The sequence below is a fragment of the Curtobacterium aurantiacum genome (genome assembly GCF_018598555.1).
Lineage (GTDB): Bacteria > Actinomycetota > Actinomycetes > Actinomycetales > Microbacteriaceae > Curtobacterium > Curtobacterium aurantiacum.
This window is the reverse complement of the sequence record NZ_JAHEWN010000016.1, coordinates 75433-89608: the sequence shown is the minus strand read 5'-3', so window position 1 is coordinate 89608 and position 14176 is coordinate 75433. Positions and strand designations below refer to the sequence as shown.

Annotated in this window: 13 protein-coding genes; 3 read left to right on the top strand and 10 right to left on the bottom strand. The window is 72.4% G+C overall.

Going from position 1 to position 14176, the window contains the following annotated elements:
- Nucleotides 1–137: 137 nt before the first annotated feature.
- Entirely contained in the window at nt 138–737 is a 600-nt protein-coding gene (locus KK087_RS13900; protein WP_214566086.1) for a class I SAM-dependent methyltransferase, read from the top strand.
- A 30-nt stretch (nt 738–767) separates the two neighbouring features.
- Here KK087_RS13900 and KK087_RS13895 read toward each other — a convergent pair whose 3' ends face one another.
- The 3 genes from KK087_RS13895 to KK087_RS13885 all read right to left on the bottom strand — a co-directional run bounded on the left by KK087_RS13895 (nt 768) and on the right by KK087_RS13885 (nt 2062).
- Nucleotides 768–1145, bottom strand: a complete 378-nt coding sequence (locus KK087_RS13895; RefSeq protein ID WP_214529068.1) for a type II toxin-antitoxin system death-on-curing family toxin — start codon at nt 1143–1145, stop codon at nt 768–770.
- The gene (locus tag KK087_RS13890) at nt 1142–1399 is read right to left on the bottom strand and encodes a ribbon-helix-helix protein, CopG family (RefSeq protein ID WP_250896895.1); all 258 of its coding nucleotides are present in this window, start codon (nt 1397–1399) and stop codon (nt 1142–1144) included. The genes KK087_RS13895 and KK087_RS13890 overlap by 4 nt, the downstream gene beginning before the upstream one ends.
- Before the next feature lie 123 nt (nt 1400–1522).
- A complete protein-coding gene (locus KK087_RS13885; RefSeq protein ID WP_214545587.1) occupies nt 1523–2062 on the bottom strand; it encodes a gluconokinase in 540 nt (179 codons plus the stop codon).
- A gap of 112 nt (nt 2063–2174) precedes the next feature.
- On the opposite strand from KK087_RS13885, the gene gnd reads away from it, so the two are divergent.
- Complete coding sequence (gene gnd, locus KK087_RS13880) at nt 2175–3632, top strand: NADP-dependent phosphogluconate dehydrogenase (RefSeq protein WP_214529070.1); 1458 nt, start codon at nt 2175–2177, stop codon at nt 3630–3632.
- A gap of 66 nt (nt 3633–3698) precedes the next feature.
- On the opposite strand, the gene KK087_RS13875 is transcribed toward gnd, so the two are convergent.
- The gene (locus KK087_RS13875) at nt 3699–4433 is read right to left on the bottom strand and encodes a hypothetical protein (protein WP_214566085.1); all 735 of its coding nucleotides are present in this window, start codon (nt 4431–4433) and stop codon (nt 3699–3701) included.
- A gap of 107 nt (nt 4434–4540) precedes the next feature.
- Here KK087_RS13875 and KK087_RS13870 point away from each other — a divergent pair, with 107 nt between their 5' ends.
- Nucleotides 4541–6166, top strand: a complete 1626-nt coding sequence (locus KK087_RS13870) for a molybdopterin-dependent oxidoreductase (protein ID WP_214566084.1) — start codon at nt 4541–4543, stop codon at nt 6164–6166.
- A 550-nt stretch (nt 6167–6716) separates the two neighbouring features.
- On the opposite strand, the gene KK087_RS13865 is transcribed toward KK087_RS13870, so the two are convergent.
- The 6 genes from KK087_RS13865 to KK087_RS13840 all read right to left on the bottom strand — a co-directional run bounded on the left by KK087_RS13865 (nt 6717) and on the right by KK087_RS13840 (nt 14160).
- Nucleotides 6717–7496, bottom strand: coding sequence for a putative protein N(5)-glutamine methyltransferase (locus tag KK087_RS13865; RefSeq protein ID WP_214566083.1), 780 nt, complete (start codon nt 7494–7496; stop codon nt 6717–6719).
- The gene (locus tag KK087_RS13860; protein WP_111090688.1) at nt 7493–8470 is read right to left on the bottom strand and encodes a ribose-phosphate diphosphokinase; all 978 of its coding nucleotides are present in this window, start codon (nt 8468–8470) and stop codon (nt 7493–7495) included. Before KK087_RS13860 ends, KK087_RS13865 begins: the two co-directional genes overlap by 4 nt.
- A gap of 61 nt (nt 8471–8531) precedes the next feature.
- A complete protein-coding gene (glmU, locus tag KK087_RS13855) occupies nt 8532–9959 on the bottom strand; it encodes a bifunctional UDP-N-acetylglucosamine diphosphorylase/glucosamine-1-phosphate N-acetyltransferase GlmU (RefSeq protein WP_214566081.1) in 1428 nt (475 codons plus the stop codon).
- Between the two features lie 148 nt (nt 9960–10107).
- Nucleotides 10108–11490, bottom strand: a complete 1383-nt coding sequence (locus KK087_RS13850) for an MFS transporter (protein ID WP_214529076.1) — start codon at nt 11488–11490, stop codon at nt 10108–10110.
- A 373-nt stretch (nt 11491–11863) separates the two neighbouring features.
- A complete protein-coding gene (locus KK087_RS13845) occupies nt 11864–12895 on the bottom strand; it encodes an NAD(P)-dependent alcohol dehydrogenase (RefSeq protein ID WP_214545016.1) in 1032 nt (343 codons plus the stop codon).
- Complete coding sequence (locus KK087_RS13840) at nt 12892–14160, bottom strand: ROK family transcriptional regulator (RefSeq protein WP_214566079.1); 1269 nt, start codon at nt 14158–14160, stop codon at nt 12892–12894. The genes KK087_RS13845 and KK087_RS13840 overlap by 4 nt, the downstream gene beginning before the upstream one ends.
- Nucleotides 14161–14176 lie beyond the last annotated feature (16 nt).

Genomic DNA, 14176 nt, shown 5'->3' with positions numbered 1-14176 from the left:
GGGCCGGGCCGGGCCGAGGCCGCGGGCGCGGCGGGCGGGCGCGTGGTGCGAGGTTCCGTGCTCGTTGCGAGGGTTGCCGGGTCGCACGGAGCAGGGAACCTCGCACGGTTCGGCGCTGCGCCGGTACCGTCGAGCGCATGACGGAGCGGGTGACCAGGGCGTACAGCGCTCGGGCCGATGAGTACGCAGCCGTGCTCGGCTCGATGGACACCGTCCACCCCGAGGACCGAGCACTCGTCGACGCCTGGGCAGCGGTCCGGGACGGCCTGCTGCTCGACGCCGGGTGCGGCCCCGGTCACTGGACGGCGCACCTCGCACGGCAGGGGAATCGTGTCATCGGCATCGACGCGGCGCCGGAGTTCGTCGAGCACGCACGACGGACGCACGACGCCTCGGTCGACTTCCGGGTCGGGTCGCTCGACGCGCTCCCGCTCGCGGACGGCAGCGTCGACGGGGTCCTCGCCTGGTACTCGGTGATCCACCACGAGCCGTCGCGGATCGGTGGGCCACTCGAGGAGTTCCGCCGGGTGCTCACCCCCGGCGGTGGGCTGCTGCTCGGGTTCTTCGAGGGCGCCGCGGTCGAGGCCTTCGACCACGCGGTCGTCACCGCGTACCGCTGGCCGGTCGCGTCCCTGGTGGCGCTGCTGGACGAAGCGGGCTTCGACGTGGTGGACGTCCACACCCGCACGGACTCGGGGCACCGGCCGCACGGGGCGATCAGTGCGGTGCGCCGCTGATCGCTGACCGCTGTCCGTTCAAGCGGCCTGTCAGTCGTCCGAGACCATCGAGCTCAGAGCCGCGGCGATCTCCGGCACGGCATCGAGTTCCCCTTCGGCGATCGCGACGATGAAGTCGTACGCCTGATCGTTCGAGGCGTGGAGCCGGACTCCGTTCACGCCGAGGAAGACCACGAGCAGCATCAGGCCGAGGCGCTTGTTGCCGTCGACCAGGGCGTGGTTCCGGACGGCGGAGTGGACGAGCGCCGCAGCCTTGTCGACCAGAGTCGGGTAGGCGTCGTTCCCGCCCACCGACGCGGCGGGTCGCGCGACCGCCGCCTCGAGCAGTCCGACGTCGCGGACCGCGTCGTCAGCCCCCAGGGTCCGTCGAGCGATGTGCAACGCCTCGTCGGTCGTGAGGTGGATCACTTGCCGAGTCGTTCGAGCGCCTCGGCGTAGCGCGGGAGCTCTCGGTCGAGGATGCCGTCGATCAGATCGCTGCGGCTGTGCTGCTCGACGTACTCGCGGATGGCGGCTCGGGCGACGTCCTGCATCGAGCGCTCCTCGAGGTCGGCACGCTTGCGCAAGGCCGCTGCCTCGGCGTCGTCGAGTCGGAGGGTCATGGCCATGGCGTCGATGGTATCAACGGTGGTATCTGAACGGGCGACAGCGATCGTGGTCATGGAACGACGGTACGAACGTCTCCCACGACGCACGCCGAGCTCGGAACCGGTTGGGGATGACGACGGCCGCGCGGCAGCCTGTGGAGGAACTGCCCGGATCCACCGCAGGTCGTCGATGGGTCGTCAGCCGGAAGTGACCGCGAGCGCGGCGAGGATCTCCCGCACGGTGTGGTCGACCGAGCCGTCGATCGACACGGCAACGGCGGTCTCGTCGGACTGCGGCCGCTCGAGGGTCGCGAACTGCGAGTCGAGCAGCGTCGTCGGCATGTACTCGTGCTGGCGGTGGGACTGCCGTTCGGCGATGAGGCCGCGAGAGCCGTCGAGGAAGGCGATGACGAGACCCGGTGCGGACGCGCGCAGGCGGTCGCGGTAGGCCCGCTTGAGCGCCGAGTTCGCCATCACGCACCGAGACCCGTCGGCCTCGACCGCGGCGATCCGGTCGGCACAGGCCTCGAGCCACGGCCAGCGGTCCTCGTCGGTGAGCGGGGTGCCCTGCCGCATCTTCTCCTTGTTCGCCGCCGGGTGCAGGTCGTCGGCGTCGACGAAGACGCACGGTTCGCCCCGCGCCACCAGGGCGTCGGTGAGGGCCTGGCCGATGGTGGACTTGCCGGAGCCGGAGACGCCCATCACGAGGACGGGCGGGTGGACAGCGAGCTCGCTCATCCCTCCACAGTATTGATCCGGTGAACTCTGGTCCCCAGTTCCCGGAACACCTGTGCGATCCCAGACCGCCGGTCGTAGGTTGGGCGCCAACGTCAGGACAAAGGAGGCCCTCGTGGCAGACAACAACGGTCAGGCGAACATCGGAGTCGTCGGGCTCGCAGTGATGGGTTCGAACCTCGCGCGCAACCTCGCATCGCGCGAGGGCAACACCGTGGCGGTCTACAACCGCACGTACGCCCGGACCGAGGAACTGCTCCAGGAGCACGGCGACGCCGGGTTCATCGCGTCCGAGGACATCGACGGGTTCGTCGCCTCACTCTCCAAGCCCCGCACCGCGATCATCATGGTGCAGGCCGGCAAGGGCACCGACGCCGTGATCGGGCAGCTCGCCGAGCGCTTCGAACCGGGCGACATCATCGTCGACGGTGGCAATGCCAACTTCCACGACACCATCCGACGTGAACACGACCTGCGCGAGAAGGGTCTGAACTTCGTCGGTACCGGTATCTCGGGTGGTGAAGAGGGCGCGCTGAACGGCCCGTCGATCATGCCCGGCGGCTCGAAGGAGGCCTGGGAGACGCTCGGCCCGATCCTGAAGTCGATCGCCGCGGTGGCCGAGGGTGAACCGTGCGTGACCCACATCGGCACCGACGGTGCCGGGCACTTCGTGAAGATGGTGCACAACGGCATCGAGTACGCCGACATGCAGCTCATCGCCGAGTCGTACGACCTGCTCCGTCGTGTCGGCGGGCTGTCGGTGGAGGACCTGGTCCAGGTGTTCGACGAGTGGAACAAGGGCGACCTCGAGTCCTACCTGATCGAGATCACGGGCGAGGTCCTCAAGCAGCGCGACGCCGACACCGGCAAGCCCCTGGTCGACGTCATCCGCGACGAAGCCGGCTCCAAGGGCACCGGCGTCTGGACCGTGCAGAACGCGGTCGGCCTCGGCATCCCCGTCTCGGGCATCGGCGAGGCCGTGTTCGCCCGTGCCGTCTCGTCGAAGCCGGTCCAGCGTGCGGCCGTCCAGAAGTCGATCACGAACCGTCCGCAGATCGCCGAGGTGCCGGACACCTTCGCCGACGACGTCCGGGCGGCGCTGTACGCCTCGAAGGTCGTCGCGTACGCGCAGGGCTTCGACCTCATCATCGCCGGGGCGAAGGAGTACGGCTGGGACATCGACCTCGGCAACGTCGCGAAGATCTGGCGGGGCGGCTGCATCATCCGCGCCCAGTTCCTGAACCGCATCGTCGAGGCGTACGACGAGAACCCCTCGCTCGAGAGCCTGCTGGTCGACCCGTACTTCGCGAACGCGGTGTCCGAGGGCGAGGCCGCCTGGCGCCGCATCGTGGGCATCGCTGCCGCGTCGGGCGTCCCCGCGCCGGGCTTCTCGTCGGCGCTGTCGTACTTCGACTCGCTCGCCTCCGATCGTCTGCCCGCGTCGCTGATCCAGGGGCAGCGCGACTTCTTCGGTGCGCACACCTACCAGCGCATCGACAAGGACGGCACCTTCCACACGCTGTGGTCCGACGACGACCGCCGCGAGGTCGAGCAGGAGCCGTCCACGCACTGACGATCCTGAGCGTCGGGGGGCCTCGCGGACCGCGGGGCCTTCCGAGGCATCAGCCGAACGGTCGGGTCAGGCGACGATGCGTTCGCGTGCCAGGTCCGCCACGAGCCGGTCCAGCCGCGGACCGCGCCCGAGCAGCCGACCAGAGCCCGGGGCGGTCCGGACGAAGAAGGTCGCAACGGCCGGGGTGTCGTCCGGGCGGATGTGATGGATCGCCACCGCGCACGCACGGCGAGCGCCGCCCGAGCCGCCGGCATGCTCCGCGATGCCCTCCGCAACGTCTTCCGCCACGTCCTCGAGCCCGACGTGCACGACGCGACTCCACCGGATCACGAGCAGTCGGGTCGCCCGGCGTTCGTCGAGTTCCCACAGCGACGCCTCGGTGGCGCCGAAGGCCCAGGTGACGCGTGACCCGAGGCGGGTGTCCGGCCGGACCTCGTCGACGACCCCACGGAGCTCGGGCGTCGGCGCCGCCGGCACCAGCCAGACGGTCGGGTCGATCCGGCGGATGGCGAGGGCGAGGGCCTCGTCGGCCTGCCGTCGCCGTGCTGTCGAAGTCCGCACCACCGCGATCGCGATGACCACGAGACCGAGGGCGATCGCCCCGAACTCGACGAGGCCGTACCAGGACAGATCCGCGCCCGGCACCGCCGAGAGCACGACGATCCGGGTGATCAGCACGGCCAACCAGACGGCGACGATCACCCAGCGCAGCGTCGAGAGCCGACGTGCCGGCGACATCGGCGTCCGACCCGCACCGCGGGCACGACCGGACCGCGGGACACCATCGGGACGCTGCAGCACGGTCCGATCCTCCCACGAGCCGCCCGCCGACTGCTGGCCGGACCCGATGAACGCCCGGGGAAGCCGACACACAGCCCACGAGCGGCGCGGCGACCTACGCTCGGGCGGTGACCACCGAGACGACGGACGAACCGATCGGCCGACCGACGGCGAGCCCGCCCGACGGTCCCGACACCGGTCCGACCCGACACCCGACCCTGTTCGCAGCGGCCGTCGGCATCGTGGCCGCTGCCGCGTTCCTCGGGGTCGCCGAGTTCGGCGCACTGCTGCTCGGCGGTGCAGGCAGTCCCCTCGTGGCCGTCGGGTCCGCGGTCATCGACCTCGCTCCTCCTGCCGCGAAGGACGCCATGGTCGCCGTGTTCGGCACCGGGGACAAGGTCGCCCTGTTCGTGCTCATGACCGTGATCGTCATCGCGATCAGCGCCGGTGCCGGCGTCCTCGAACGGGCCCGACCGCCCTTCGGTGCGCTCGTCTTCGCTGCCGGCGGGGTGCTGGCGCTCCTGGCCGTGAGCACCCGCTCGGGTAGCGGGACCTGGGACGGGGCCCCGACGGTGCTCGGCATCGCGGCGGCCGTGGTCGTCCTGCGTCTGCAGCTCCGGCGACTCCGCCGGTGGGAGGCCGCGGCAGCCGTGCCGACCGCGGCACCGCGACCCGCCTCGGCGGAGCGCCGCGCGTTCCTGGTCTGGGGCGTCGGGACGGCGACCCTCGCGGTCGTGGTGGGCACCGCCTCCCGGCTGGGGTCGTCCGCGATGCAGGCGGCCGCCGCTGCCAGGCGGGCCATCCGTCTGCCCGCCGCGGCGACGAGCGGTCCGGCCGTCCCCGCGGGTGCTTCGCTCGACGTCGACGGCATCACGCCCTACATCACGCCGAACGCCGACTTCTACCGGATCGACACGGCCCTTCGGGTGCCGCAGGTCGACCCCGCCGACTGGTCGCTCCGGATCCACGGTGCGGTCGAGCAGGAGATCACACTGACGTGGGACGAACTGCTCGTGCTGCCGCTCGAGGAGCACGTCGCCACGCTGAGCTGCGTGTCGAACGAGGTCGGCGGCGAGCTCATCGGCACCGCGCGCTGGCTCGGCTACCCGATCCGGGAGCTCCTCGCACGGGCCCGGCCCACGGGTGACGCCGACATGGTGCTCTCCCGCAGTGTCGACGGGTTCTCGGCCGGCACGCCGCTCGACGTGCTGCAGGACGACGGCACAGCGGCGCTGCTCGCGGTCGGGATGAACGGCGAACCCCTGCCGACCGAGCACGGGTTCCCGGTGCGGATGGTCGTGCCGGGCCTGTTCGGCTACGTCTCGGCGACGAAGTGGGTCACCGAGCTCGAGGTCACCCGGTTCGCCGACGCGCAGGGCTACTGGACCCCGCGCGGCTGGTCCGAGCGTGGCCCGGTCAAGCTCGAGTCCCGCATCGACACCCCGCGCAACGGCACGACCGTGACCGCGGGCAAGCCGGTCGCGATCGCCGGGGTCGCCTGGCAGCCGCACACCGGCGTCAAGGCGGTCGAGGTCCGTGTCGGAGGCGGCGACTGGCAGCGCGCGGAACTCGCGGACTCGGTCTCTGCGGACACCTGGCGACAGTGGGTGTTCCGCTGGACACCGACCGCGGGGTCACACCGGATCGAGGTGCGTGCGACCAGCGCCGACGGCGAGGTGCAGACGAGCGTGGACCGTCCGCCGGCGCCGAACGGTGCGACGGGCTGGCACACCGTGACGGTCGACGCGCGCTGACCGTCCGGAAGCTGGTCTGCGACACGCCCGCGGGCAGCCGTCAAGGTGGCAGAAAGCGTCGGTTCGTGGGCGCGCGGGCGACACTTCGTGCCGCCTCAGCGAACCTGAGCGGTGTGTCGTGACCACTCGTCGCCGGCGCGCTCCGGTCACCCGACGGCCTGGAGGCCCGGTGCCGGCCCGCCCCGCCCCTCGCCCTGGTCACGCGACACGCCACGTGCGTCACGCCAGGGGTGCAGAAAGCGTCGGTTCGCGGACCCTCAGGCGACACTTCGTGCCACCTCGGCGGACCTGAGCGGCGTGTCGTGACCGCTCGGCACCGGCGCGCTCCGGCCACCCGACGGCCTGGAGGCCCGGTGCCGCCCCGCCCCTCCCCTCGCCCCGGTCGCGCGACACGCCACGTACGTCACGCCAGGGGTGCAGGAAGTGTCGGTTCGCGGGCGCGCAGGCGACACTTCGTGCCACCTCGGCGGACCTGAGCGGCATGTCGTGACCGCTCGGCGCCGGCGCCAGGCAGGCAGACCAGGACCAGGGCCAGGCGGGCAGACGAGGGTCAGGCGGGCAGGGTCGCGACGACGCAGGTGCCGTCGACCTCGGCGTCGCGCTCGACCTCGGTGGTGAAGCCGGCAGCCGTGAACGAAGCGGCGGACGCCTCGGCCTGGGCCTCCGACACCTCGATCACGACCGCGCCACCGGGACGGAGCCACTCCCCAGCGCCCGCAGCGATCCGCCGGTGCAAGTCGAGGCCGTCCGCGCCACCGTCGAGGGCGACGCGGTGCTCGTGCTCCCGGGCCTCGGCTGGCATCAGCTCGATCGAGGCCGTCGGCACGTACGGGGCGTTCACCGCGATGACCGCCACGGCCCCTCGGAACCGGTCGGGCAGCGGGGCGAACAGGTCGCCCGCGACGACGATGCCGCGGTCCCCGACGTTCTCGGCCGCGACGTCGACCGCATCCGGGTCGATGTCGGTGGCGACGAGGTCGAGTGCGCCGACGCGACCGAACAGGGCGACCGAGATCGCGCCGGCACCGCAGCACAGGTCGACCACGCGGTCGTAGCGCTGCAGCAGACGCGCTGCCTGCTCGACGACGACGGTGGTGCGCGCACGCGGCACGAACACCCCCGGGGTCACCCGGATGCGGTGCCCGTCGAACGCCGCCCAACCGAGCACGTACTCGAGGGGCTCACCGGCGAGCCGACGCTGCACGAGCGTCCGGAGCCGGACGGGCTCACCGTCGCCGGCCTCGAGCAACAGGTCGGCTTCGTCCTCGGCGAAGACGCTCCCCGCGACCCGGAGCCGGGCCGCGAGGGCGTCACGCGCGGGGTGGGTCAAGCGGCGCCATCGAACATCGACGTCACCGAACCGTCGTCGAAGACCTCGTGGATGGCGCGGGCGATGAGCGGCGCGATCGGCAGGACCTCGAGGCGGTCCCAGCGCTTCTCCATCGGCAGGGGCAGGGTGTCCGTCACGACCACGCGGTCGATGAACTCGCTCTGCAGCAGCTCGGTCGCCGGGTCCGAGAACACGGCGTGGGTCGCGGCGACGACGACACCGGTGGCACCGGCGTTCTTGAGCGCCTCGGCCGCCTTGGCGATCGTGCGACCGGTGTCGATGAGGTCGTCGACGAGCAGGCACACGCGGCCGCTGACGTCGCCGACGATCTCGTGCACGGAGACCTGGTTCGGCACGAGCGGGTCGCGGCGCTTGTGGATGATGGCGAGCGGGGCGCCGAGCTTCTCGGACCAGATGTCGGCGACGCGGACGCGGCCCATGTCGGGCGACACCACGGTCAGCGTCTTCGGGTCGAGGATCTGGCGGAAGCGCTCGAGCAGCACCGGCATGGCGAACAGGTGGTCGACGGGGCCGTCGAAGAAGCCCTGGATCTGCGCGGCGTGCAGGTCGACGCTCATGATGCGGTGCGCGCCGGCGGCCTTGAACAGGTCGGCGACGAGGCGGGCCGAGATCGGCTCGCGGCCACGGCCCTTCTTGTCCTGGCGGGCGTAGGGGTAGAACGGCGCCACGACCGTGATGCGCTTCGCCGAGGCACGCTTCAGCGCGTCGACCATGATGAGCTGCTCCATGAGCCACTCGTTGATCGGCGCGGTGTGCGACTGGATGACGAAGGCGTCGCAGCCACGGACCGACTCGTCGAAGCGGGCGTAGAGCTCACCGTTCGCGAACGTCCGGGCATCGGTCGGCACGAGGTCGACCCCGAGCTCCTCCGCGATCTCGGCAGAGAGCGCCGGGTGTGCTCGCCCCGAGACGAGGACGAGTCGTTTCTGGCCGGTTGTCTTGATTCCGGACAAGTGCGGTGCTCACTCCCTGACCCACGAGGGGTCGATGTCGGCGACGGGTGGTCGCCAGGATCTATTCGCCGTTCGCGAGCCGAGCAGCCTCGGCCGCCGGAGTGCCGGGTCGGTGTTCCTCGACCCATCCGTCGGTGTTGCGCTGTGGGGCGTAGCTGATCGCGAGGGATCCGGCCGGGACGTCCTTGCGGACGGTGGTCCCGGCACCGGTGTACGCACCGTCACCAATCCTAACGGGGGCGACGAACACGTTGTGCGAGCCTGTACGGACGTTCGAGCCGACCTCGGTGCGGTGCTTGTGCACGCCGTCGTAGTTCGCGGTGATGGTGTTCGCGCCGATGTTCGAGTCCTCACCCACCTCGGCGTCGCCGATGTAGGACAGGTGCGGGACCTTGCTGCCGCGGCCGATCCGGGCGTTCTTCGTCTCGACGAAGGTGCCGATCTTGCCGTCGTCACCGAGGATCGTTCCGGGTCGCAGGTAGGCGAACGGGCCGACCGAGGCGCCGTCCCCGATCACGGCGAGGGTGGCGTCGACGCGGTTCACGGTGGCGCGGGCCCCGACCTCGGTGTCGCGGAGCGTGGTGTCCGGTCCGACGACGGCACCGGCGGCGATCGCGGTGGCGCCGATGAGCTGGGTGCCGGGCAGGACCTCGGCATCGGGCTCGATGGTGACGTCGAGGTCGATCCAGGTGGTCGCCGGGTCCTGCACGGTGACGCCGGCGAGCTGGTGCCGCCGGACGATGCGGGCGTTGAGTTCACGGGCGGCGTCGGACAGCTGCGCGCGGTCGTTGATGCCGGCGACGAGCCACTGGTCGGTGAGGGTGACGACGTCGATGATCCCACCGCGCTCGGCGATGAGCGTCGGTGCGTCGGTGATGTACTTCTCGCCCTGGGCGTTGGCGGTGGTGAGCCCGGGCAGCACGGCACGGAGGTGCGCTGCGTCGAAGGCGTAGATACCGGCGTTGGTCTCGGTGATCGTGCGCTGCGCGTCGGTGGCGTCCTTGTGCTCGACGACCCCGACGAACGCACCGGAGGCGTCGCGGACCACGCGGCCGAGGCCCGTCGGGTCGAGGGCGATCGCGCTGACGAGCGTCACGGCGTTGGCGGCACCGATGTGTGCGTCGACGAGGAGCCGGAGGGACGCCGCGTCGAGCAGCGGAACGTCGCCGGACAGCACCACGACGGCACCGTCGAAGTCGGCCGGGAGCGCCTGGACGGCCACCTCGACCGCACGGCCGGTGCCGGGGACGTCGTCCTGGTCGACGACGATCGCGTCGGGCGCGCGCTCCACGACCTCGGCCGCGACGAGGTCACGCTCGTGCCGCACGACGACGGCGACGTGCTCGGGGCTGAGGGACGACGCCGTCCGCAGGACGTGCCCGATGAGCGGCAGCCCGGCGAGCCGGTGCAGCACCTTGGGCGTGGACGACTTCATGCGCGTGCCCTGCCCGGCGGCGAGGACGACGACGGCGATGCGCTGGTCGGTCATGCACCCATCCTGGCGCACCGCAGCCCGGGCCGCCCGACGCGACCACGGCCCTGTGCGGAACCGTGCGCACAACCGCAGCCTGTGGACGGACGGGCACCGCGCCTCCAGGCCGGGCCGACAGCAGGCCGCACCTCAGACAGGACACGACTCAGGCGCGCGCGACCCGCGGTTCCGGCTTGACGAACGCCATCAGGACCAACCCCGCGACGAGCACGACGACCACCCCGAGGATCCCGAAGCGCGTCGACCCGCCGACGGTCACCGCGACGCCGAACAGCGCCGGCGCGAGGAACGAGGCGGCCCGGCCCGTGGTGGCGTAGAGGCCGAAGAGCTCCCCCTCGCGACCGGGCACGGCCAGGCGCGCCAGGTACGCCCGCGACGACGACTGCACGGGGCCGACGAACACGGCGAGGGTCAGTCCGAGCACCCAGAACCACTCCGTCCGGGTGCCGGCGACGAACACCCCGACCCCGCACAGGGCGAGCCCGACGAGCGACACCATGATGAGCGCGCGTGAGCCGAACCGGTCGTCGAGCCGTCCGGAGACGAACGTCGCGATCCCGGCGACGACGTTCGCGGCGATGGCGAACAGGATGACCTCGGACGCACTGAACCCGAACACCTGGGCGGCGACGATCCCACCGAAGGTGAAGACCGCCCCGACGCCGTCGCGGAAGACGGCGCTGGCGAGCAGGAACGCGAGGACGTTGCGGCGCTCCCGCCACAGCCGGGCGATGTCCCGCACCAGGTCGGCGTAGGCCCCGAGGACGCCGCCGCCGCGGGTGCGGTCCGGCACCGCCTCGGGCACGGTGAGGAACAGCGGGATCGAGCTGACGGCCAGCCAGACGGCGGCGATCCCGATCGCGACGCGGACGTCCCACTGGCCGGCGGCGACCGTGGCCGGCAGCTGCAGGAGCCCGCCGACGACGCCGTCGCCCCGGAAGTCCTGGATGCAGAGCACGAGCAGCAGCACGAGCAGGACGATGCCGCCGAAGTACCCGGCAGCCCAGCCGATCGCGGAGACACGACCGGTGCGCTCCCCGTGTGCGATCTGCCCGATCATGGCGTTGTAGCCGACGCTCGCGATCTCGTAGGCGACGGTCCCGATGCCGAGCAGGGCCGCGCCGAGCAGCAGGTACGGCTGGCTCGGCGCGACGAAGACCATGCCACCGATCGACAGTGCGACGCCGATCGTGGCGATGAGGACCGAGCGGCGACGGTGCCCGGAGGAGTCTGCGAGCCGTCCCATCGCCGGTGCCACGAGCGCCACGACGATCCCCGCGATGGTCAGTGCGGTCGAGACGACGGCGGCGTTGTGCGCGAGTTCGCGTTCCACGATCGCCTTGCCCGCCGCGGACGTGTCACCGACGAGCGCCGGGTCCACGAACGCCCGGCTGGCCAGGTACGTGCTGAACACGAACGTGGTGACGACCGCGTTGAACGCGGCGGAACCCCAGTCCCAGAGCGCCCAGGAGACGAGCGCGCGCCGGTCGGTGCGCTGCGGCACGACGGCGGCCGGTGAAGCGGTCATGCGCGAACCGTAGCGCGTCCCGGTGACGCGACGGTGGCCCCGTTCCGGGTCACGTGCCGGACGGGAGGCGCGTGGCGGGCCGGCCCCGCGCCTCCAGTCCGCACCGTGCGTAAGTCGTCACCTGGTGCGAGCTTCCACGCACCGTGCCCGGCTGCAATGCCGCACCAGGCGGCCAAGCCCGCACCGTCCGACCGACCGTGCACCGTGCCGGACGGGAGGCGCGTGGCGGGCCCGCCCCGTGCCTCCCGCCCGCACCGTGCGTAAGTCGTCACCTGGTGCGAGCTTCCACGCACCGTGCCCGGCTGCAACGCCGCGTCAGGCACGCAATGCGCCCCGGGCCGACGAAACCTGCACCGGACGACGCGCAGCGCGCTCAGGCGGGGACGCCGCCGGGGTAGACGACGGACTTGAGCGACTCCGGGTCGGTGTCGCTCTCGAGGGCCTCGCGCACGTCATCGAGCCCGAAGCGGCCGGTGACGAGCGAGTCGAGATCGACCTGCCCGGACGCGACCAGCTCGATGGCGACCGGCCAGGTGTTCGTGTACCGGAAGATCCCGGTGACCGTGACCTCGAGGTTCTGGATGTGCTCGACCGGCAGCGTCATCTCGGAGTTGCCGAGCCCGACCAGCACCGCTGCGCCAGCGGGGCCCACGGCCTTGATGCCGTCGGACACCGCGCGGGGTGCACCGCTGGCGTCGATGAACGCGTCGACGGGGACGATGTCGGACGCGACGGACACGGCGGTGGGGTCGACGACCTCGGTGGCGCCGTACCGCAGGGCGCGCTCACGGCGCTCGGCGACGAGGTCGCTGACGACGATGCGCGACGCTCCGAAGGCCTTCGCGACCTGGGCGCAGATGATGCCGATCGGACCGGCACCGGCGATGAGCACCGACGAACCGGGGACGATGCCGGCCTTGCGGACGGCGGCGATGCCGACGGACAGCGGCTCGAGGAGCGCGCCGGCCTCGAACGAGACGGCGTCGGGCAGGACGTGCGCGAACTCGGCCTCGATGGTGACGAACTCGGTGAAGGCGCCGTCGACCGGCGGCGTCGCGTAGAAGCGCATGTGCGGGCAGAGGTTGTAGCGGCCGGCCAGGCACTGGGCGCAGCGGTGGCAGGGGCGCTGCGGCTCGATGGCCACGCGCTCCCCCACGCGGGACGGGTCGACCCCCTCGCCGACGGCCTCGATCGTGCCGGAGAGCTCGTGCCCGAGGACGAGGGGCTCCTCGACGACGAAGTCCCCGATGCGGCCGTGGCGGTAGTAGTGCACGTCGGAGCCGCAGACCCCGACGGCGGCGACCCGGACGAGCACGTCACCGGGGTCGACGGCGGGGACGGGGCGGTCCTCGACGGTGAGGTCCTGGGTGCCGAGCAGGACGCTGGTGCGCTGGGTGGAGGTCATGCGGTTCTCGCTTCCTCGGCCGCGTCGTCGCGGCCGGACGTGGGGGTGGTGGAGGGGGCTGCGGTCGCCGCGGTCGCTGCGGTCGCCGCGGTCGCTGCGGTCGCTGCGGTCATCGTGGCGTCGCGCAGCAGCTCCGCGAAGCCGATCTCGGCGGCGCCGCGGACCAGGACGTCACGGCCGAGTGCCGCCGGGACGATGCGGAGCCGGTCGGTCATGGCGGCCATCGTCTGCGCACGGACGTCGGTCTCGACCCGGTCGCCGACGTGCCCGAGCAGCGCACCGAGGAACCCGCCGAGCACCACGACCTCGGGGTCGACGGTGTGGATGGCGTTGCGCAGCGCGGTCGCGAGCGCGGTGACCTGTCGGTCGACGACCCGCTCGACCTCGGGCCGGCCCTCGGCGAGCGCCGCGGCGAGCGCGTCGAGGTCGTCCGGCGGGGTCCCGGTGACGTCGGTGAGGGCGGAGCGCGACGCCTCGGTCTCCAGGCACCCGACCGCGCCGCAGTGGCAGCGGATCCCGTTCGCCGCGACGAAGGTGTGCCCGAGCTCGCCCGCGTACCCGTCGGCGCCGCTGAAGGGCCGGCCGGCGCTGACGATCCCGCCGCCGATGCCGCTCGCGCCGCCGTTCAGGTACACGAGGTCGTCGACGCCGCGGGCGCTGCCGTACAGCCGTTCCGCCCAGGCGCCGAGGTTGGCGTCGTTCGCGGCCCGGACCGGCAGCCCGAGGCGTTCCGCGAGCGGTCCGGCGAGGGGTTCGTCACGCCACCCGAGGTGCGGGGCGTCGCGGACGGTGCCGTCCTCGACCCGGACGATGCCGGGCACGGCGACGCCGACCCCGACGACCCGGGCACCGGGTCCGGTGCGGGCGACGAGTGCGGCGAGGACCCGGGCGACGGCGTCGATGGCCTGCGCGGCGGTGGGGACGGTGGTCTGCGGCTCCACCAGCCGGTCACGCACGCTGCCGTCGAGGCCGACGAGGGCAACCCCGACGGCGTCGATCTCGACCGTGACCGCGGCGGCGAGGACGTCGGCCGACGCCCGCACGACCCCGCTCGGCCGTCCGACCCCGGCACCGGGGGTCCCCGCGGCCGGGGTCTCCTCGTGCACGAGACGGGCGTCGACGAGGTCCCCGACGAGCGCGAGGATCGTCGAGCGGTTCAGTCCGGTGCGCCGGGTGAGCTCGGCGCGGGTGACGGGGCCGTCCTCGTGGACGAGCCGGAGGACGCGCGCGGCGTTGCCCGGCGTCGCCGTGGGCTGCCGTGCCATGGGTCCTCCTCGTTGT